The following is a 20,009-nucleotide window of genomic DNA, read 5'->3' on the forward strand; positions in this document are numbered from 1 at the left end:
ATGAGCGAGAAGCCGCCGAAAAGCGCTCCGGCTCAACCAGACCCGGAGAACCAGCCCCGCCAGGAAGGCACCCTTCCCGGCGGCTGGACGCTGCCACCAGCGCCCGCCGACGACGAAACCCTCCCCCTCCCCATCGTCGCCGCCCGCCCCGAGCAACCGCGCGCCGATCACGTCGACGGCGGGCAGAATCCCACCGCCGCAGCGGATGCCGGGGCCGCCGGAGATGCGCATGCGACACAGCTGACGCCACGGCCCGCCGAGTTCGCCCAGCCCGATCAGCCGCGAGGCACCGAACTCGCCTACCGCCCGGCCTCGGTCCCGGTCACCCCACCCGCCGATATCGCGCCCGGCCCGGCGGCGCCGTCCGACCTGCCGGAAACGCAAGCCGCCCACCGCCCCGGCTCGTCGCGACCCCAGGCCATGCCGCGTGTCGACGTCCCACCGGCGACGCAAGCGGCCCACCGGCCCGGCTCTTCGCCGAGCACCGCACACGCGGACGTTCCACCGCCCACCGAGGTGACGCCGCGGACCGATCTCCCTCCCGCGACACAGGCCGCCCAGCGCCCGCGCTTCCCCCTCGGGGCGCAGCTGGACGACGCTCCCGCCACCCAGCGTGCCGGAGCGCAGGGCGATGACGCGCCGTGGCGTGTGACCGAACCGCCGGATACCTCCGCGACCACAGCCGAACCCGGCACGTCCACCCCGCAGACCGGGCCGAGCACCGCGCGGTCGGGGCGCAGCGTGCGGACGGCGCGGTCGCGGCCGACGCGGCGGCTCGGTGCGGGGTTGGTGCCGATTCCGACTGTCACGCCCGCGGATCCGCGCGAGGCCGTGCTGTCGGACCCGGTGGTGTCGGAGGGTCGGCGATTCTGCTGGCGGTGCGCGAACCCGGTGGGCCGGTCCACGCCGGCGCGCGCCGCCTCGTCGGCCGGGGTCTGCGAGACGTGCGGCGCCGCTTACGATTTCCGGCCGTCGCTGCACGAGGGCGATATGGTCGCCGGGCAGTACGAGATCCAGGGCTGCATCGCGCACGGTGGGCTCGGCTGGATCTATCTGGCGATCGACCGCAATGTGAGCGATCGGTGGGTGGTGCTCAAGGGCCTGCTGCACGCCGGTGACGCGGAGGCGCAGGCGGTCGCCGTGGCCGAACGGCAGTTCCTGGCCGAGGTGACGCACCCGAGCATCGTCAAGATCCACAACTTCGTCGAGCACACGGCCCCGGACGGCTCGAGCATCGGCTACATCGTGATGGAGTACGTCGGCGGCCGTTCGCTGCGCGACATCCTCGACGCCAGGCCGTCCGGTGAGCGCATGCCGCTGGCCGAGGCCATCGCCTACGTGCTGGAGATCCTGCCCGCGCTGGAACACCTGCACTCGATCGGCCTGACCTACAACGACCTCAAGCCGGACAACGTGATGGTCACCGAGGACCAGGTCAAGCTCATCGACCTCGGCGCCGTCGCCCCCATCGAGGCGTACGGGAACCTGTACGGCACCAAGGGCTTCCAGGCCCCCGAGATCGCCAGGACCGGCCCGACCCCCGCCTCCGACGTGTACACCGTCGGGCGCACACTCGCGGCGCTCACGCTGGCGCTGCCCACCGAGCACGGCCGGTATGTCGACGGCATTCCCGACCCGGTCACCGAACCGCTGCTGGCCCGCTACGAGTTCTTCCACCGGTTCCTGCTCACCGCCACCGAGACCGATCCGGCGCTGCGGTTCCCGTCGGCGCGGGCGATGTCGGCCCAGCTGGCCGGAGTGCTGCGCGAGATCCTCGCCTACGACACCGATACCGAACATCCCCAGCTGTCCACCGTGTTCAGTCCACAGCGGGCCAGCTTCGGCACCGAGGAACTGATCAGCCAGACCGACGCCTACCTCGACGGCGTCGGCCGTTCGCCGCTGCTCGATTCCGGCGATGTCGTCGCCGCGCTGCCCGTTCCGCTGCTCGACCCCGCCGATCCGTCGGCGCCGCTGCTGGCCGCCACGGCCAACCTCGAGCCGGAGCGCGTGCTGGAAGCACTGCACGAAGCGCGCGAGCGCGCCGAGGCCGACCCCGACAACGCGCCCGAAACGCTGGCGGGTGAGCTGGTTTTCGCCGAGGCGAGGGCTCGTCTCGAACTGGGCGAGTCCGCGGCCGTGCTGCACCTGCTCGACCGCGTCTCCGGTGAATCCGATTGGCGCGCCGACTGGTTCATCGGCCAGGCATACCTGCTGGAACTCGACTACGAGTCCGCCTTCGCCGCCTTCGAGGCGGTGCTGCGAGTGCTGCCCGGCGAGATCGCGCCCAAACTGGCGCTGGCCGCCACCGCGGAACTCATTCTGCAGCACTGGGATACCGATTCGCCCGAGCAGTGGCGCGCCTTCGCCGAGCGCTACTACGGCACCGTGTGGCGCACCGACCGGGCCGTGGTCAGCGCCGCGTTCGGCCTGGCCAGGCAACAGGCGGTGGCGGGCCGGGTCGGCGAGGCGGTACACGCGCTCGATGACGTGCCCGCGTCGTCGCGGCACTTCACCACCGCGCAGACCACCGCGATCCTGTTGCTGCTCACCAGCGCGCCCGTCGCCGACCTCGACGAGCAGATCCTGCGCCTGGCCGCCTCCCGCGCCCAGTCCATCCCGCCGGGCGAGCATCGCTCGACCCTCATGCGCACCCTGGTCCAGGGCACCGCGCTGGCCTGGTTGCAGGCGGGCAACACACCGAAACGCAAGGACGCCAAGCTGTTCGGGCGCCCCTTCGACGAGCGGGACCTGCGTGACGGCACCGAATCGGGCCTGCGCTCGATCGCGCGCAACGCCCCCGACCGCGTCCACCGCTACGCCCTGGTCGACCTCGCCAACTCGCTGCGCGCGAAGTCCTGGTTCTAGGCGGCGCCGACCAGCCGGTGCGCGGCCCGCGCGATGGCGAGTTCCTCGTTGGTCGGCACGACCAGGACGGTCACCGGCGCGGAATCCGGCGAAATCACCCGCACGCCAGGCGTTCTGGTCGCGTTGCGCTCCTGGTCGACCTCGATGCCGAGCCCGGCGAGCCCGGCCAGCGCGTCGGCGCGGACCGAGGCGCTGTTCTCGCCGACGCCCGCGGTGAAGACGACGGTGTCGAGCGTCCCGAGTTCCACCAGGTAGGCGCCGAGGTAGCGGCGCAGGCGGTGGATGTAGACGTCGTAGGCCAGTTTCGCGGCGGCGTCACCGTTGTCGATGAGCTGCTGCAATTCGCGGAAGTCGTTGACGCCCGACAGGCCCTTGATCCCGGAGTTGCGATTGAGCAGCTGCTCCACCGCGGGAAGATCGAGCCCGGCGGCGTTCATCAGCTGCGGCATGATCCCGGGGTCGAGATCGCCGGGGCGCGTGCCCATGACCAGCCCCTCGAGCGGAGTCATGCCCATGGTGGTGTCCACCGCGACCCCGCCGCGCACGGCCGAGGCCGACGCGCCGTTGCCCAGGTGGAAGATGATCTGATTGAGCTCGCTCGCCGGCCTGCCGAGGAACTCCGCCGCCTTCTCCGACACGTAGTGGTGCGACGTGCCGTGGAAGCCGTACTTGCGAACACCGTGCGCGGCGGCGATTTTCGCGTCGATGGCGTAGGTCTTGGCGGCCTCGGGCAGGGTGTGGAAGAAGGCGGTGTCGAACACCGCGACCTCCGGGATGCCGGGCAGCAGTTCCCTGGTCGACTCGATGCCGATCACATTGGCGGGGTTGTGCAGCGGCGCGAGGACCGACAGCTCGTCGATGGTGCGCACGACCTCGTCGGTGATCAGCGTCGGCTGCCAGAACACCTCGCCGCCGTGCACCACCCGGTGCCCGACCGCGCCGACCCCGATGGTGGTGAGGTCGATGCCGGTCTCGCGGAACATCTCGAACGCCTGCCGCAGACCCGCCCGGTGATCGGCGATCGCACCGTCGTGCACCAGCTTCCGGTCACCGCACTCGTGCACGATCCGGCCGCCGTGGGCTTCACCGATCTTCTCGACCAGCCCCGACGCCAGCACCTCGGCCGAATCCGCGTGCAGCAGCTGATATTTGATCGAGGACGACCCGCAGTTCAGGACCAGTACCAGGTCACTCACGCCTGCTCCCCCTGCGCCTGGATGGCGGTGATCGCCACCGTGTTGACGATGTCGGCGACCAGCGCGCCGCGCGACAGATCGTTGACCGGCTTGCGCAGGCCCTGCAGCACGGGGCCGATCGCGACGGCGCCCGCGCTGCGCTGCACCGCCTTGTAGGTGTTGTTGCCGGTGTTGAGATCGGGGAACACGAACACCGTCGCGCGCCCGGCCACCTCCGAATCGGGCAGCTTGGCGCTGGCGACGGCGGGCTCGATGGCCGCGTCGTACTGGATCGGCCCCTCCACCGGCAGCTGCGGCGCTCGTTCGCGGACCAGGTCGGTGGCGGTGCGCACCTTGTCGACATCGGCGCCACTGCCCGACTCGCCGGTCGAGTAGGACAGCATCGCCACTCGCGGTTCGATCCCGAACCTGGCCGCCGTGCCCGCCGAGGACACGGCGATATCGGCCAGCTGCTCCGAGGTCGGATCGGGCACCACCGCGCAGTCACCGTAGGCGAGCACCCGGTCGGCCAGGCACATCAGGAACACGCTCGACACGGTGGCCACGCCCGGCACCGTCTTGATGATCTCGAAGGAGGGCCGGATGGTGTGCGCGGTGGTGTGCGCGGCGCCGGAGACCATGCCGTCGGCGATGCCCTTGTAGACCATCATCGTGCCGAAATAGGAGATGTCGGCCATGGTTTCGCGAGCGCGTTCGAGCGTCATGCCCTTGTGCTTGCGCAATTCGGTGTATTCGGCGGCGAATTCGTCGAGGTAGCCGGAGGTGCGTGGGTCGAGCACCTGGGCGGCGGCGATGTCGACGCCGAGTTCGGCGGCGCGCGCCCGGACGGCGGACTCGTCGCCGAGGATGGTGAGGTCGGCGATCTTGCGCTGCAGCACCCGGCCCGCGGCGCGCAGGATGCGGTCGTCGTCGCCCTCGGGCAGCACGATCCGCTTGCGGTCCGCGCGTGCCCGCTCGATCAGCTGGTACTCGAACATCTGCGGGGTCACCACGTGCGATGGCGGAACCTGGATGCGTTTCAGCAGTTCCGGGGCGTCGACGCGCTCCTCCATCAGGGCCAGCGCGGTGTCGACCTTGAGCGGGCTGCCTGCCCACATCCGGCCCCTGGTGCGGTGCACGGCGCTGGCGGCGTCGTAGGTGCCGAGTTCGGTGGTGAGGATCGGCAGCTTCGGGTGCAGACCCTCCATCAGGCGCGCGATCGCGGGATGCGGGCGGATGCCGCCGTTCATGATGATCCCGGCCAGCGACGGAAAGCCCGCGGCCTCATGGGCGTTCACCACCGAGAGCAGCACGTCGGAGCGGTCGCCCGGCGCGATGACGACGACACCGTCGGACAGTCGCTCCAGAATGTGCTCGGCCGTCATGCCGCCGACCATGATGCGCAGGGCCTCGCGTTGCAGCAGTTCCGGGTCGCCGCTGTAGATCTCGCCGTCGATGGCGCCGCACAGCTCGCCCATCGTGGGGGCCATCAGCAACGGCACCTCCGGCAATGTCCACGACGGCACGCCCAGATCGGCGATGGCGGAGCCGATCTCGTCGATCTCCTCGGGATCGCAGCGATTCACCACCACCGCGACCAGCTGCGCGTGTTCGGCGACCAGCTCGCTGCGACACAGTTCGGCCAGCTGCTTGACCTCGGCGGGCGTGCGGTCGGCGCCGCGCACCACCAGCAACACCGGCGCGCCCAGGTTCACGGCGATGCGGGCGTTGTAGCGCAGCTCGCTCGGGCTGGCCACATCGGTGTAGTCGCTGCCGACGATCACCACCGCGTCGCATGCCTTGGCCACGTCGTGGAACCGCATCACGATCTCGCTGATCGCGGCGTCGGGATCGCGGTGCACGTCCTCGTAGGTGACGCCGATGGCCTGGTCGTAGCCGATATCGGCGGTGCTGTGCTCGAGCAGCAGCTCCAGGATGTAATCGGGTTCGTCGGTGGACCGGGTGATCGGGCGGAACACCCCGACGCGGGCGGTGGTCGCGCACAGCATCTGCAGCACGCCCAGCGCCACCGTGGACTTTCCGGTGTCACCCTCCGGTGAGGCGATGTACACGGTGGACGGCGCTTGTTCGACCATGCTCGCGAGCTTAGTGAATTCTCCGCGATTCGGGCGTTCGGTGTGGCGCGATCGGCCACGTTATAGTCCGGCCCATGACATCGCAGTTCCCGGATCGGCAGTGGGGTTCGCGCACCACCCTGCTCTCGCGCGCCGCCAACCGTTTCGCCGCGACCAAGCCGGGCTCCTGGCTGATCCGCACCGCGACGCCGCTGGACCGGGCCGTGCTCGAGCGCACCGACGCCAAGTACACCGTGCTCGGCCCGATCGGCGCCCCGGTGATCCTGCTGACCACCACCGGCCGCAAGTCCGGTGTCGCGCGCACCCAGCCGCTGCTCTACGTGCACGACGGCGACACCCTCTACGTCGTCGGTTCCAACTTCGGCCAGGCCCACCATCCCGCGTGGACGGCCAATCTGCTCGCCGACCCCTCCGCCACCGTCGCCATCGCGGGCGAGCGCATCCCGGTCACCGCCACCGTCGTCCCCGACGAGGAGAAGGACGCCGTCTTCGCCCGCTTCGTCGAGATCACCGGCGCCTACGCCGCCTACCGCGACCGCACCACCCGCGACCTCCGCATCTTCGCCCTCCGCCGGGCATAGCCGCGGCTGAGGGCTTGCGCCACATGGTCGTCGGCCGCCGCTGAACCCGCTCGGCAGTTCGACGAGGTGTCGGAACCGGCCGAGCGGTTCGGTCTCGCGGTCAGCCGAGGGCGCGCAGCCGAGGAGCCAGGTCGCGCTCGAACAGGTCGAGGAAGCGCAGCTGGTCGTGGCCGGGGGCGTGGAAGACCAGGTGGTTGAGGCCCGCGTCCAGGTAGGGCTTGATCTGGGCGACGGCCTCGTCCGGGTCGCTGGCCACGATCCAGCGCTTGGCGACCTGCTCGATCGGCAGCGCGTCGGCGGCGGCCTCCATCTCGATCGGGTCGGTGATGTCGTGCTTCTGTTCCGCGGTCAGCGACAGCGGGGCCCAGAAACGCGTGTTCTGCAGCGCCAGTTCGGGATCGGTGTCGTAGGAGATCTTGATCTCGATCATCTTGTCGATCCCGGCGAGGTCGCGGCCCACCTTGTCGGCGCCCTCGGCGACCGCAGGCAGCAGCTTCTCGGTGTAGAGGTCCATGCCCTTGCCCGAGGTGCAGATGAAACCGTCGCCGGCGCGACCGGCGTAGCGCGCGACGACGGGGCCGCCCGCGGCGATGTAGACGGGGATGCCGCCCTTGGGCACGTCGTAGATGGAGGCACCGACGGTGTGGTAATACTCGCCGTCGAAATCGACGCGGTCGCCGGTCCACAGCTCACGCATCAGGTTCACCGCCTCGCGCAGGCGGGCGAAACGCTCCTTGAAATCGGGCCATTCGCCCTTGTATCCGGTCGCGATCTCGTTGAGCGCCTCGCCGGTGCCGACACCGAGCATCACCCGTCCCGGGTACAGGCAGCCGAAGGTGGCGAAGGCCTGCGCGATGACGGCCGGGTTGTAGCGGAAGGTCGGGGTGAGCACCGAGGTGCCGAGCATGATCCGTTCGGTGCGCTCACCGGCGGCGGCCAGCCAGGCCAGCGAGAACGGCGCGTGGCCGCCGTTGTGGCGCCACGGCTGGAAGTGATCGCTGACGGTCGCGCTGTCGAGCCCGTGCTCCTCGGCGGCCACCGCCAGCTCGACGAGCTCACGCGGTCCGAACTGTTCCGCCGACGCCTTGTATCCGAGCTTGAGATCAACCATCTCAGCCACTCCTGTCATTCGCTTCGTCGCAGCCCCTGCCGCTTCGACACTAACCAACGCCGATCGCTACTGTCTGGTCGCACGGTCGCCGGTTTTAGCGGATGATTAGCTGGTGACCGCCAAGGATGAGCAGATCTTGTCGTACCTGACCGACATGGACGGTGTGCTGGTGCACGAGGATCAACTGATCCCCGGCGCCGACGAGTTCCTGGCCGAACTGCGGAAGAACGAGATTCCCTTCCTGGTCCTGACCAACAACTCGATCCGCACCCCGCGCGACCTGCAGGCGCGCCTGCGCCACACCGGCCTGGACATCCCCGAGGAATCAATCTGGACCTCGGCGCTGGCCACCGCCACCTTCCTCGACGACCAGCGCCCGCACGGCACCGCCTATGTGGTCGGCGAGTCCGGCCTCACCACCGCCCTGCACGAGATCGGCTACGTGCTCACCGACAGCGACCCCGATTACGTGGTGCTCGGCGAGACCCGCACGTATTCCTTCGAGGCCATCACGACCGCGATCCGGCTGGTCGAGCGTGGCGCCAAGTTCATCGCCACCAACCCCGACGCGACCGGCCCGTCCCGCGACGGCGTGCTGCCTGCCACCGGTTCGGTCGCCGCCCTCATCACCCGGGCCACGGGCAAGGAGCCGTACTACGTCGGCAAGCCGAACCCGCTGATGATGCGCTCGGCCCTGCGCCGCATCGGCGCGCACTCCCAATCCACGGTGATGATCGGCGACCGCATGGACACCGACGTGATCTCCGGTCTGGAGGCCGGGATGCGCACGATCCTGGTCACGTCGGGGATCTCCACCAAGAGTTCCGTCGAGCAGTACCCGTTCCGGCCGACGCTGGTGGTCGATTCGGTCGCCGACCTGCTCAATCGGACCCGGACACCGTTTCTGGACTGACGGGATACTCTCGGATAGCTCGGCAAATCACGTGATCGGGTGGCCACATGGATACCGACGGTGGTGTTGATCGTGTAGCGGCGACGCGCAGCGCGTTGACGCGGCTGGTCGCGGGTTTCGACAGTGCGTGGGAGAGCTCGGGCGAGCCGCCGGATCTGGCCGCTCATCTGCCCGCTGACCGGGGGTTGCGGCGCTCGGCGTTGATCGAGCTGATCAAGGTCGATCTGCGCAGGCGGTGGCGCGGGGCGGGCACCCGCAAGCGGCTCGCGGAGTATCGGGCGCAATTCCCGGAACTGGACGCGGCGCCGCTGCCACCGGACCTGATCTACGAGGAGATCAGCGTGCGCAGCCGGGGGCATGATCAGGACCTCGACCTCAGCGAGTACGAGCAGGAGTTCGCGCCGCAGATGGCGCAGATCGCCACCCGGCTCGACACCGCGACCCTCACCTCCGACAGCTTCCGGACCACGCTGATCGCCGACCCGACCACCGTCGACGCGCTGGACGGCCTGGTCGCGGGCAGCACCATCGACGACTTCGATCTGCTGCTCCGGCTCGGACAGGGTGCGTTCGCGCGGGTGTTCCTCGCTCGGCAGCGGTCCATGCAGCGGCTCGTCGCGGTGAAGATCTCGCAGGATCGCGGCACTGAACCGCAGACCCTGGCCCAACTGGATCACGAGCACATCGTGCGCGTGTTCGACCAGCGCCAGCGCGCGGACGAGCACCTGAAGCTGATGTACATGCAGTACGTGCCCGGCGGCACCCTGCTCGGCGTGCTTCGGCTGGTTCGGGCGACGCCGGTAGACCGGCGCACCGGTCAGCTGCTGCTCGATGCGGTGGATGCCGCGATCGCCGCGGACGGCGTGCTCACGCCGGTGACATCCCCGACCCGCACCGCCCTGGCGAAGCTGACCTGGCCCGAGGCGGTGGCCTGGCTGGGCAGCAGGCTCGCGACCGCACTGGACCACGCCAACCGGTGCGGTGTGCTGCACCGCGACGTCAAACCGGCCAACGTGCTGCTGACCGCGGAAGGCCAACCGAAACTCGCGGACTTCAACATCAGCTTCAGCACCCACATCCCCGGCGCCAGCCCCGTCGCGTACTTCGGCGGGTCGCTGGCCTATATGTCGCCGGAGCAGCTGGAAGCCTGCGATCCCGGCCTGCCGACCTCCGCCGCCGACCTCGACACCCGCAGCGACCTCTACGCGCTCGCGGTGGTGCTGTGGGAACTGCTGACCGGCCGGAATCCGTTCGCCGAGGACGTCGCGACGGGCGACTCCGACAGCGTGCTCACCAAGATGATCGAACGCCGCCGCCAGCCGATCGACGCCCGCCTCCAGGCTGCCGCGCCGCCGGACTGTCCACAGGTGCTCTGCCATGCCCTGCTGACCTGCCTGTCGCCCGACCCCGGCGACCGATTCGCCTCCGGCGCCGACCTCGCCCGGCACCTCGACCTCGCGCTGGACCGCAAGGCCCGCGACCTCGTCGACCCGCCCGCGCAGAGCGTGCGCGGACGGCTGCACAACCGGCCGCTGCCGGTCGTGACGCTGTCGAGCGTGATCGGGCAGGTGCTCGGCGCCCTGTATCTCTCGGCGCACAACACCGAGCTGCTGTCCCTCGAACTCGGCGCGGCTGCGCAGCACCAGCTCACCAGGCTCGCCGTGATCGCCGCCCTCATCGGTTATCCGCTGGGTGTCGCGCTGCTGCTGTACTGGTGCAGGCTGGTGTTCCTGGTACCCGAGGGTCTGCGGCGCGGCAAGCACTACGACGACGCCACCCTGGTCAGAGCGCGCGCGGACACTCTCGCGTGCGGGGATCGGGTCGCCGTCGTCGCGTTCGCCGGGTGGATGATCGCCATGGTCGTATTCCTGATCCAGTTGCGCGATACCGCCGAGCTGTCGGCCGGGCTGTACGTCAACCTGATCGCCTCCCAGATGATCGCCGCGGCGATCGCCGTCGTCTACAGCTACTTCCCGGTGACTTTCTTCGTACTCCGCTGGTACTACCCGGCATTGATCGCCGCCGGACACCGATCCCCGGCCGAGACCATCCCCCTGCGTCGCCTGGCCCGGCGCAGCCGGATCTATCTCGGCATCGCCGCCTCGGTCCCGCTGCTCGGCGTCGCCGTGGGGCTGGTGTTCCTGGACCCCACGCAGCAGCAGGCCGTGCTCGCCTCGATCATCGCGCTCTGTGTCGGCGGCCTGTTCGCCTTCGTCGTCGCCCTGCGCGTCTACTACGCGCTCGAGTCCGATCTGCACGCGCTCTACCGGGTGATCGACCCCTCCGCCCGGCGCTGAGGATGTTCGGGAATACACCGCGACCCCTCTAGGTTATAGTTGCCATGGCAACCAAAGGAGGGCACGTGCAGTTCGGAATCTTCACCGTCGGTGATGTGACCACCGATCCCACCACCGGCCGCACCCCCACCGAGGCCGAGCGGATCAAGGCGATGGTCGCGATCGCGCAGAAGGCCGAGGAGGTGGGACTCGACGTGTTCGCGATGGGCGAGCACCACAACCCGCCCTTCGTGCCGAGCTCGCCGACCACCATGCTCGGCTACATCGCGGGGCGCACCGACAAGATCATGCTGTCCACCTCGACCACGCTGATCACCACGAACGACCCGGTGAAGATCGCCGAGGACTTCGCGATGCTGCAGCACCTGGCCGACGGGCGCGTCGACCTGATGCTCGGCCGCGGCAACACCGGCCCGGTCTACCCGTGGTTCGGCAAGGACATCCGCGACGGCATCCCGCTGGCCATCGAGAACTATCACCTGCTGCACCGGCTCTGGCGCGAGGACGTCGTGGACTGGGAGGGCAAGTTCCGCACTCCGCTGCAGTCGTTCACCTCGACGCCGCGCCCGCTCGACGACGTACCGCCGTTCGTCTGGCACGGCTCCATCCGCAGCCCGGAGATCGCCGAACAGGCCGCCTATTACGGTGACGGCTTCTTCGCCAACCACATCTTCTGGCCCACCGACCACTTCCAGCGGCTGATCGAGCTGTACCGCCGCCGCTACGAGCACTACGGCCACGGCAGCGCCGACCAGGCCGTCGTCGGTCTCGGCGGACAGGTGTTCATGCGCAAGAACTCCCAGGACGCCGTCCGGGAATTCCGGCCGTACTTCGACAACGCGCCCGTCTACGGACACGGCCCGTCGCTGGAGGAATTCACCGCGCAGACCCCGCTGACCGTGGGCAGCCCGCAGCAGGTGATCGAGAAGACGCTCACCTTCCGCGAGCACTTCGGCGACTACCAGCGCCAGCTGTTCCTGATGGACCACGCCGGCCTGCCGCTGAAGACCGTGCTCGAGCAGCTCGACCTGCTCGGCGAGGAAGTGGTCCCGGTGCTGCGCAAGGAGTTCGCGGCCGGTCGTCCCACCCACGTGCCCGACGCCCCGACGCACGCCTCGTTGCTCGCCGCCAAGAACGCCGCGCAGGTCGACGCATGACCGCCCGCCACCCCGATCAGGAGGTGTTCCGATGAGCACCCGCATCGCCGTCGTGTCGGCGGGACTGTCGCAGCCGTCGTCGACCCGTTTGCTGGCCGACCGGCTGGCCACCGCGACCGCCCGCGAACTGCGCGCCGCGGGCGCCGAGGTCGAACTCGACTTCGTCGACCTGCGCGACCACGCCCGCGACCTCGCCGACAATCTGCTCACCGGTTTCCCGGCGCCGTCGCTGCGGACCGCGATCGAGCAGGTCGTCGACGCCGACGGCCTGATCGCGGTGACGCCGATCTTCAGCGCCTCCTACAGCGGTCTGTTCAAGACCTTCTTCGATGTGCTCGAACCCGATTCGCTCGCGGGCAAGCCGGTTCTGGCCGGCGCCACCGGCGGGACCGAACGCCACTCGCTGGCGCTCGAGCACGCGGTCCGACCGCTGTTCGCGTACCTGCGCTCCATCGTCGTACCCACCGCCGTGTACGCCGCCTCCTCGGACTGGGGCGCGCGCGGCGCCGACCAGTCCCTCAACAACCGGATCGACCGCGCCGCAGGCGAATTCGCCACCCAAGTCCTCGGCAGGCCCGCCGCAGTGCCCGCCGACCCCTACGACGAGCCGACCCCGTTCGCGGATCTGCTCGCCGCCGACTCGCCCCGCTAGACCTCGACCCCACAAGGAGTTCTCATGACCACCGCACTCGCCAACGGACTCACCGCAGGCACCTGGGCCATCGACCCCACCCACTCCACCGTCGGCTTCGCCGTCCGCCACCTGATGGTGAGCAAGGTCCGCGGCCGCTTCACCGACTTCGACGGCGCGCTCGTCATCGGCGAAGACGGCACGGCCTCCGCACACGCCGAGATCCGCGTCGACTCCCTCACCACCGACAACGCCCAGCGCGACGGTCACCTGCGCACCGCCGACTTCTTCCACGCCGAGCAGTTCCCGGTGATGACCTTCAAGTCCACCGGATTCCGCGGCGAGGGCAACGATTTCGTCGTCGACGGCGAGTTCACCGTGCGCGGCAACACCAAGCCGGTCTCGCTCGAGGTGGAGTTCCTCGGCGTGAACCCGGGCATGGGCAACGGCCCGGTCGCCGGCTTCGAAGCCAAGACCGTCGTCTCCCGCCGCGACTTCGGCCTCGACATCGACATGCCGCTCCCCGACGGCGGCGCCGTCATCGGCGACAAGATCACCCTCACCCTCGAGATCGAAGCCGTCCTCCAGAGCTGACCACAACCCCTCCAACGCCCTCGTCGCCACCGGCGACGGGGGCGTTTCAGCCAATGGTGTCAGCGCCGATTTCACCGGGCACACCGGGGTGGTGGCTGCCGAATTGCGCTCGCTCACTGTCGACGTCGATACCGGTCGGTGTGGCGCGGGGCATGGTCGGTCGAACGAGCTTGTGCCGCCGCCTATTACCCGACTGAGGCCCTGCGTCTTCTCCCGCGCGAGCACTCCGCCGGTCAGATCCAGCGGGCCGCGCTCGCGGCGGCCCTGCTCACCGCGCCCGACGTGCTCGTCGCGGACAGTCCGACCGCGTCCCTGAATCAGGGCACCGCGTACGCGGTGTGGAAGTCATTGCGGGAGTATGCCGATACGGGCGCGGCCGTGCTGGTCATCACCCACGACATCCCTCTGCTCACCGCCACCGGCTACGCCGAGCGGCTCGTGATCATGCGTAAGGGCGCCGTCGCGGCGGCCAAACCCTGGCCGAGCTGCGGGACTCCGATGACCCGCTGGTCCGGATGTATCTCCGTGGCTCGATTCACTGAGCGGACGCGGCCTCGGTGCCGATCTTCTCCATGACCGAGGACAACCGGGTCAGCGTGGCTACCGTGGCCGCGAACTCCGCCGGGCCCAGCTCCGCGGCCAGCCGCTGGGCGAACCGCGCATGCTGCGGGCCGATCTGCCGCACCGCAGCAAGTCCGGCCTCGGTCGCCGCGACCAGCTTGGCGCGTTTGTGGGCCGGGTTGGGGCGGTATTCGCACAGGCCCTTGTCGACCAGCAGGTCGGCGATGCGCTGCACGCTCTGCCGGGTGATGCCCATCGCGCGGGCGATGCCCGCCACCGGCAGCGGCTCGGCGAGCACGGCACCGAGCACCTGCCACCAGGCCGCGGTGAGCCCGGCGGGGGCGGCCAATTCCTCTGCCACGGCGAGGAATTGGCCGTTGAGCTTGAACGAGGTGATGGCGGCGGTCGAGAACAGGGCCTGATCGTCGGTCATGAGGCGTTGGCGGCCTCGTACTCGGCGAGCACCGCGTAGGCCGCCGGGTCGCGGTGCGCGAACAGCTCGTACCAGGCGTCGATGATGCGCGGCTCGGACACCTCCAGACGGGTGAAGACCTCCCTGGCGAACTCGAACGGCGACATCGAATCGGCGGTGATCACGTCGCGATCCGTGACGGCGGGCGCGTCCACGTAGTGCTCGGCGCCCGAATATCCGCTGTAGGCCAGGTATTCCACGGCGTTGGAGGTATGCGCGCGGTCGTCGAGCAGACCAGCCTTGGCCAACCCGAAGGTGGCGCCGCAGATCGCGGCGACCGGCACGCCCGCGTCGACGAACCGGCGCGCCGCGTCCGCGAACGGCACAAGCGCGTCGCCGTCCCACAGATCGGCGCCGGGCAGGATCAGCATCGCGCTGTCGGCCGGGTCGAGATCGGCGAGCGCGAGGTCCGGCGTCACCCGCAGCCTGCCCGCGGTGGTGATCGGATCGGTACTCAGCCCGACCGTCGCGACCTGGAACGTTCCCGGCTCGCGGTGCCAGCCACTGTTGGCGATGTGCGCGGTGGCGGCGCCCACCTCCCAGTCGGCGAGGGTGTCGTACACGGCCATGTGGACTGTCGTCATCATCATGACAGTATGCTGTCATATTGGACAGCATACTGTCAATAAGAATTTCGAAACCCGTCAACAGGCCCCACGCCGTACGCTGACGTCATTCGGTGCGAGACAAGGAGACTCAGCGCGATGACCGACCCCGTACAGGGCCTGACGGGAACCATCACGTCGCCGATCCGGGCGGCGGGCGCGCTGGGTGAAGTGCTCGTCGCGATCCGCGGGGGAACCGAGACCTATCTCGCCCGCGCCGACGAGCCGATCGAGGCCGGAGCCACCGTGTTGATCATCGCGGTCCACCCGGGCCGGATGGTCGACGTCGTCGCCTGGATTCCACTCACCAAGGAGAACTGAACATGCTCGGCTACCACGTTCCCGATCCCGACGAAGCCATGCTGGTCAGCGGCGCCAAGACCAAGGACAACGCACCGTTCAAGGTGGTCATCGGCCGCGGCACCTGGGTGGTCCCCCTGTTCCGCAAGGTCCGCTACCTCTCGCTGGCCATGTTCGAGTCCGAGATCAGGGAGCGTTGCGTCACCAAGCAGGCCATCCAGCTGGACGTGCGCGCGGTGATCGCGTTCAAGGTCGCCAACGACACGCAGTCCATCGTCAATGCGGCACAGCGCTTCCTGTCCGAGCAGGAGCAGGAGATGTCGGTGCTCACCGGCCGCATCTTCTCCGGCCACCTGCGCTCGATCGTCGGCTCGATGACCGTCGAGGAGATCATCCGGGAGCGGCAGAAGCTGGCCGACGAGGTGCTGATCGCCTCCAAGGTGGAGATGAGCAATATCGGCCTGTGGGTCGACTCGTTCCAGATCCAGTCCATCGACGACGGCAACCTCGGTTACATCAATGCCCTTGCCGCGCCGCACAACGCGGCCGTGCAGCGCGACGCCCAGATCGCTCAGGCCCAGGCCGCGCAGCGCGCCGCAGAGGCCGAGCAGGAGTCACTGCGCCGCCGCGCCGAATACGAGCGCGAGACCTCGATCCTCAAGGCGCAGTATCAGCGCGACATCGACAAGGCCAATGCCGAAGCGGCACAGGCGGGCCCACTCGCCGACGCCATCGCGCGCCAGGAGGTGCTCACCGCCCAGGCCGAGCAGGCCCGCAAGAACGCCGAACTGCGCGAGCAGGAACTGCAGGCCGAGGTCGTGAAACCCGCACTGGCCGAGGCGGAACGAGTCCGCATCCTCGCCGAGGCCGAAGCCGACCGCACCCGCATCCAGGCCGAAGCCGCCGCCTCCAACAACCGCATCGCCCTCGACCAGCTCCTCATCGAGCAGCTCCCCGAGATCGTCAAGCAGGCCTCCGCGGGCCTGTCCAACGCCAACCTCACCGTCCTCAACGGCCCCGACGGCGTCGGCGAACTCGTCAACGGCATGGTCGGCCAGGGTTTGACGGTCTTCAACTCCCTCCAGAAGGCCCTGTCCAACGGCGAGGTCGACAAGGCCTGAGCCGCTACGGCCTTGCCGCCCTGCACCTAGCCGTCATGCGCCTGGAGCAGGGCGGGGAAGCCGGGGGCGACAATCCGAACGTTGCTGCTGTACGTGCCGGGCGGCAGCAGATCCGGGCTGATGTAGATCGCTTCGCGCACGGCGCCGCCCCCAAGGAAGACTAGGACGTTCCCCGTCCCCAGAAATGCATCTTCCATTTCCACCTCGGCACCGACCATCTTCTCCACATAATCGCGGCTGACCGGGTGGTGCGATACGTACACCTTGTCCCATCCGGGCTCGGTGATATCCGCCAGCCGCAGCGCGCCTCCACGCTGCCGAAGATCGGCCAACTGCCCGGAGAGAAACTTGTCTTCTTGCAGATGATCTCCCAAGACCCCACATCCCGTCACGATCAGCCCCAATATCAGCGCAAAGAGAATCTGGGTGCCTTTAGTTATCACTCGTACCATAGTTCTCACCGTCGCTTCCGGGATTGTAGCCACCAGGTTTGAAGTCGATGCCATGATCGACCGGATTGGTGCCGCCGGTAGCGGGTAGATCAGTTGCGCGGCCGGTTTGACCGAGACCCACCGAATCGCTTGGGACAAGTCTACCGCTCGAATCCACTACGACCATCTGGCCGCCCTGCACGGCATCCTTGATACGGGCAGCCAATTCTTCAGGGCCGGCATCTGGATGCTCGGAAGCGATACGCCTGCCGACCTCATTGTTATGCAGGTCCATCGCTTCGGCCGTCGCCGTGTTCGTACCGGTTCTTTCGTGGGCGGTCGCGTATTCCTCAGCGAATTCTGGACCGAATCTGTTCGCCAGCATGGCGTTCCAATACGCATGGCGAAATGCGTCCGAATGACCGTCGGTTATTCCTTGACCCTCGAAAACGTTCTCGGACTCGTGGACCGCAGTTTTGTACACGCCGTACGCATCCCGGGCACCATCCAGTCCGATATCCGTCAGCAACCTACTTTCGCCGGTTGTCATCGGCATCGCGCCGAAGATCCAGCTCAACGGCGGCTTCGGCCACGTCGTCATTCCGTCTGGATCGACTGTGACGTTGTAGCGCGCCAGCAGGTCATCATGGAAGCCTTGCGCGAGCGAGTTGCTGCGCGCCACCGTCGCTTGCTCATCGATAATGTTTCCCGAACCCAGCAGGTCACCCGCAGCGCGAATCCTCAGAGCATTGGATGTTAGGATGCCTTGCAAGTTCAATATCTCGATCGACAGCGAATCCAAGGCAACGTTCAGGGACGTTTGGAAGTCCGATCTCGATGTTGATCCCTTATCGCTGCCGCTTACAATCCAGTCGTCGGATACGGCATACCCCGCCAAGGTGGCATCCGAGTATTTGTCCAGCGCAGCACGGCGGAGCAACCACAGATTCGTCACCGAAGACTGTGCCGCAGTCGGCACGTCTTCAATTTCGTAGAAGATGCGCCGAGACTGTTCAAAATCCTCGTCTACCCTTTCGTAAGCGGCGTTGTAGGCTACACCCTGCCAACTCGCAGCCACTTCTCCGAAGTAGTTTCGAGAGGAGGTTATTTTCTCTAGAAAGCCATCGTTCACGGACTTGAGTTTGCTCACCCAAGCCTGTAAACCATCGAGGTCCCACCGATCCAGTTCGGACTTCTTCGGCTTTATCTGCTTCGTCAAGACTGGGCCGCCGTGTAGTCCATCTCATTCATCTTGCTGGCGAATTCTGAGTCCGTCATAGAAATCTGCGCCGCACACGTACGCATGCTCGCCGCAACGGATTTCATCCTCTCGGCGACTCTCAGATAGGCCCCTTCAGTCTTTTCTGCAAGCTCTGCACACAGTGCCGATATATCAGTGCCGGGAAGTACCGGGCTGGCCGTGGATCTGATGTCCAGATCATCCACTTGATTCCCGACGCCCTCGAGCTTGTTCGCAACTTCGATAATTTGTTGAGTATCAGCTTCCAACACCGACGTGCCCCCTCTGCACGGTTGATCCCCTGGTCGCGACGCGGCAACCACATGAACGGCCGCAGCGCTGCCGAAGAACCGCTTCAGAGTAGCGGAAGTTCGCCAGCCGGCGGGGCGCCGGCTCACCGAGGCCGCCTCGCCCGCGGCCGCCGAGTGGTTCGATGAGGCCGCGGGAAGGGAGGGCAGTCGAGTCATCTCCTCGCCGTCGCTGTGTACCGAGATGACCAGGGTGCTGCGCCGCGATGGGCTGCCGGTACTCGAGCGGGATCGGATCATCGACTACATCGACGTCATCCCGATCGATCACGCTGTCCTGAACGAGGCCGAGGCCGTCATTTCGCACACCAGGCCCCTGGATGCCATCCATCTGGCTTCCGCTCTACGGAGCGGTTTGGAAGACCTCGCCGTCGTGACCCACGACAAGAACATGGCGACCTCTGTCGGTCAGGGGTGGACAGGGAGGTCGGGGTGGTGGCGGCGGAGGGCTTCGAGGATTTGTTCGGCGGAGGCGCCGAGGGTGGATTCGGGGAGGTTGAGGCCGCCGTAGCCGAGGCGGGCGTTGGCTTTCGCCAGTTGGCGGGACCACCAGGAACTCTGGGCGTAGAAGGACTCCGGGTCGCGGAGGCCGAGTTGGACGTAGCGGATCTCGGTACCCGCGGTGTGCTGAACGGCGATGTGCGCATGGGTGATGTCCGACCACGCGAGGTAGCCGCCCTGGCGATGGGTGACGCCGGTGTCGGTGACGGTCAGTTCCGGTCGACGGCGGATCAGCCGGAGGCCGGTGGCCACCGCGCCGAGCAGGCCGAACAGGGTGCCCGCGAGGCCGGCGACCACCATCACCGGTTCGCCGCGCGCCATCATCCAGATGCCTGCCGCGGTGAACACCAGCGATATCGCCAGCAAGCCCAGCATGCGTGAGACAGACGGATAGAAATTGGTCGCAGGACGCGACGCTCCCCCGGCACCCATCTACCGATTCTAGTGACCACCAGCCACTTTCGCCGCCGGAAAATCAGCCGCGCCAGTTCGACGGCGCCTGCCGGAAGCCCGGGCGTGGGGTCTCGAAGGTGGCGAGCACGGTACGCACCACCCGCGCGGCGGCCCCCGGGCCGACTTCCGGCCACTGTTCGATGTCCTCGAACTTCACGGCAGAACCGCCGTAGAGGATCAACTCGTCCGTGCGGGCGGGATAGAACCCGTATCCGATACCGTCAGTGGTCTCGTAGTACTCGTGCCTGGTCGAGTAGGCCGAGTCGATGCGGCCGGGTTCGGGCAGGGTGATGATGCCGTCGGCTACCGCGCGATCGAGGATCTGGCCCATGATTCCGGTCAGGCCGATGGGCGAGGCGAAACCGAACTCCGCCGACCACGCGCCGCGGTGTTGTTCACGCAGCGGCAGCGTGGCGGCGGGCCCGGTGATGGTCCGCTCGGACCACCCCTCGAGCGAACCCGCCAGCGGAAACAGCCAGGCGCGCTCGTCGAAGAGCTCCTTCGCCCGCTGCCTACGTCGATCGTTCTCGGCGTAATAGGCCTGGAGTTCTTCGGCATCCATCACCCGAAACTAGCAGCGCGCCAGTGCATCCG

General features: G+C 68.0%; 21 protein-coding genes. 11 read left to right on the forward strand and 10 right to left on the reverse strand.

The genetic code is table 11. The features are described 5' to 3' along the window. Positions 1-2,868, forward strand: coding sequence for a serine/threonine-protein kinase (locus tag QH270_RS31480; protein ID WP_280348052.1), 2,868 nt, complete (start codon positions 1-3; stop codon positions 2,866-2,868). On the opposite strand, the gene QH270_RS31485 is transcribed toward QH270_RS31480, so the two are convergent. Together QH270_RS31485 and pta are read right to left on the reverse strand one after the other, a co-directional pair. Further along, entirely contained in the window at positions 2,865-4,064 is a 1,200-nt protein-coding gene (locus QH270_RS31485) for an acetate kinase (protein WP_280348079.1), read from the reverse strand. The genes QH270_RS31480 and QH270_RS31485 overlap by 4 nt on opposite strands. Further along, complete coding sequence (gene pta / locus QH270_RS31490; RefSeq protein ID WP_280348081.1) at positions 4,061-6,139, reverse strand: phosphate acetyltransferase; 2,079 nt, start codon at positions 6,137-6,139, stop codon at positions 4,061-4,063. The genes QH270_RS31485 and pta overlap by 4 nt, the downstream gene beginning before the upstream one ends. A gap of 74 nt (positions 6,140-6,213) precedes the next feature. Here pta and QH270_RS31495 point away from each other — a divergent pair, with 74 nt between their 5' ends. Continuing rightward, positions 6,214-6,720 (forward strand): nitroreductase family deazaflavin-dependent oxidoreductase, encoded by a 507-nt coding sequence (locus QH270_RS31495; RefSeq protein ID WP_280348083.1) that lies wholly within the window; start codon positions 6,214-6,216, stop codon positions 6,718-6,720. Positions 6,721-6,820: 100 nt separating this feature from the next. Here the strand turns inward: QH270_RS31495 and fgd are convergent, their stop codons facing one another. Beyond that, positions 6,821-7,831, reverse strand: a complete 1,011-nt coding sequence (fgd, locus tag QH270_RS31500) for a glucose-6-phosphate dehydrogenase (coenzyme-F420) (RefSeq protein WP_280348084.1) — start codon at positions 7,829-7,831, stop codon at positions 6,821-6,823. Between the two features lie 154 nt (positions 7,832-7,985). Here fgd and QH270_RS31505 point away from each other — a divergent pair, with 154 nt between their 5' ends. From QH270_RS31505 to QH270_RS31530, 6 genes are all read left to right on the forward strand, one after another. Further along, on the forward strand, positions 7,986-8,744 hold the full coding sequence (locus QH270_RS31505) for an HAD-IIA family hydrolase (protein WP_432420460.1): 759 nt from the start codon (positions 7,986-7,988) through the stop codon (positions 8,742-8,744). Between the two features lie 47 nt (positions 8,745-8,791). Continuing rightward, positions 8,792-11,041 carry a serine/threonine-protein kinase gene (locus QH270_RS31510; protein ID WP_280348088.1) on the forward strand — a complete coding sequence of 750 codons (2,250 nt, stop codon included), beginning with the start codon at positions 8,792-8,794 and terminating at the stop codon, positions 11,039-11,041. A gap of 65 nt (positions 11,042-11,106) precedes the next feature. Then, the gene (locus QH270_RS31515) at positions 11,107-12,198 is read left to right on the forward strand and encodes an LLM class flavin-dependent oxidoreductase (protein ID WP_280348090.1); all 1,092 of its coding nucleotides are present in this window, start codon (positions 11,107-11,109) and stop codon (positions 12,196-12,198) included. 31 nt (positions 12,199-12,229) lie between these two features. Continuing rightward, positions 12,230-12,850 carry an FMN reductase gene (locus tag QH270_RS31520; protein WP_280348092.1) on the forward strand — a complete coding sequence of 207 codons (621 nt, stop codon included), beginning with the start codon at positions 12,230-12,232 and terminating at the stop codon, positions 12,848-12,850. Positions 12,851-12,874: 24 nt separating this feature from the next. Continuing rightward, positions 12,875-13,423, forward strand: a complete 549-nt coding sequence (locus QH270_RS31525; RefSeq protein ID WP_280348094.1) for a YceI family protein — start codon at positions 12,875-12,877, stop codon at positions 13,421-13,423. A gap of 138 nt (positions 13,424-13,561) precedes the next feature. Continuing rightward, positions 13,562-13,999 (forward strand): ATP-binding cassette domain-containing protein, encoded by a 438-nt coding sequence (locus tag QH270_RS31530; RefSeq protein ID WP_280348096.1) that lies wholly within the window; start codon positions 13,562-13,564, stop codon positions 13,997-13,999. Here the strand turns inward: QH270_RS31530 and QH270_RS31535 are convergent. Beyond that, positions 13,959-14,417, reverse strand: coding sequence for a MarR family winged helix-turn-helix transcriptional regulator (locus QH270_RS31535; protein ID WP_280348098.1), 459 nt, complete (start codon positions 14,415-14,417; stop codon positions 13,959-13,961). The genes QH270_RS31530 and QH270_RS31535 overlap by 41 nt on opposite strands. Then, complete coding sequence (locus tag QH270_RS31540; protein WP_280348100.1) at positions 14,414-15,040, reverse strand: DJ-1/PfpI family protein; 627 nt, start codon at positions 15,038-15,040, stop codon at positions 14,414-14,416. Before QH270_RS31540 ends, QH270_RS31535 begins: the two co-directional genes overlap by 4 nt. 120 nt (positions 15,041-15,160) lie before the next feature. Here QH270_RS31540 and QH270_RS31545 point away from each other — a divergent pair, with 120 nt between their 5' ends. After that, positions 15,161-15,382: a hypothetical protein gene (locus QH270_RS31545; RefSeq protein WP_280348102.1), complete on the forward strand. Its 222-nt coding sequence runs from the start codon at positions 15,161-15,163 to the stop codon at positions 15,380-15,382. Positions 15,383-15,384: 2 nt separating this feature from the next. After that, complete coding sequence (locus QH270_RS31550) at positions 15,385-16,482, forward strand: SPFH domain-containing protein (RefSeq protein WP_280348104.1); 1,098 nt, start codon at positions 15,385-15,387, stop codon at positions 16,480-16,482. A 26-nt stretch (positions 16,483-16,508) separates the two neighbouring features. On the opposite strand, the gene QH270_RS31555 is transcribed toward QH270_RS31550, so the two are convergent. From QH270_RS31555 to QH270_RS31565, 3 genes are read right to left on the reverse strand one after another with little or no spacing between them, the layout of a single operon-like run. Beyond that, complete coding sequence (locus QH270_RS31555; RefSeq protein ID WP_280348106.1) at positions 16,509-16,925, reverse strand: hypothetical protein; 417 nt, start codon at positions 16,923-16,925, stop codon at positions 16,509-16,511. Next, positions 16,915-18,132, reverse strand: coding sequence for a DUF6973 domain-containing protein (locus QH270_RS31560; protein ID WP_280348108.1), 1,218 nt, complete (start codon positions 18,130-18,132; stop codon positions 16,915-16,917). The genes QH270_RS31555 and QH270_RS31560 overlap by 11 nt, the downstream gene beginning before the upstream one ends. Further along, complete coding sequence (locus tag QH270_RS31565; RefSeq protein ID WP_280348110.1) at positions 18,129-18,425, reverse strand: hypothetical protein; 297 nt, start codon at positions 18,423-18,425, stop codon at positions 18,129-18,131. Before QH270_RS31565 ends, QH270_RS31560 begins: the two co-directional genes overlap by 4 nt. A gap of 67 nt (positions 18,426-18,492) precedes the next feature. Between QH270_RS31565 and QH270_RS31570 the strand changes: the two genes are divergently transcribed. Continuing rightward, positions 18,493-18,972 (forward strand): type II toxin-antitoxin system VapC family toxin, encoded by a 480-nt coding sequence (locus QH270_RS31570; protein ID WP_280348163.1) that lies wholly within the window; start codon positions 18,493-18,495, stop codon positions 18,970-18,972. Here the strand turns inward: QH270_RS31570 and QH270_RS31575 are convergent. Together QH270_RS31575 and QH270_RS31580 are read right to left on the reverse strand one after the other, a co-directional pair. After that, positions 18,870-19,394, reverse strand: a complete 525-nt coding sequence (locus tag QH270_RS31575; RefSeq protein ID WP_280348113.1) for an STM3941 family protein — start codon at positions 19,392-19,394, stop codon at positions 18,870-18,872. The genes QH270_RS31570 and QH270_RS31575 overlap by 103 nt on opposite strands. 43 nt (positions 19,395-19,437) lie before the next feature. Then, complete coding sequence (locus QH270_RS31580) at positions 19,438-19,977, reverse strand: hypothetical protein (RefSeq protein ID WP_280348114.1); 540 nt, start codon at positions 19,975-19,977, stop codon at positions 19,438-19,440. Positions 19,978-20,009: the final 32 nt, after the last annotated feature.

It is taken from the genome of Nocardia neocaledoniensis (genome assembly GCF_029868625.1).
Taxonomy (GTDB): domain Bacteria; phylum Actinomycetota; class Actinomycetes; order Mycobacteriales; family Mycobacteriaceae; genus Nocardia; species Nocardia neocaledoniensis_A.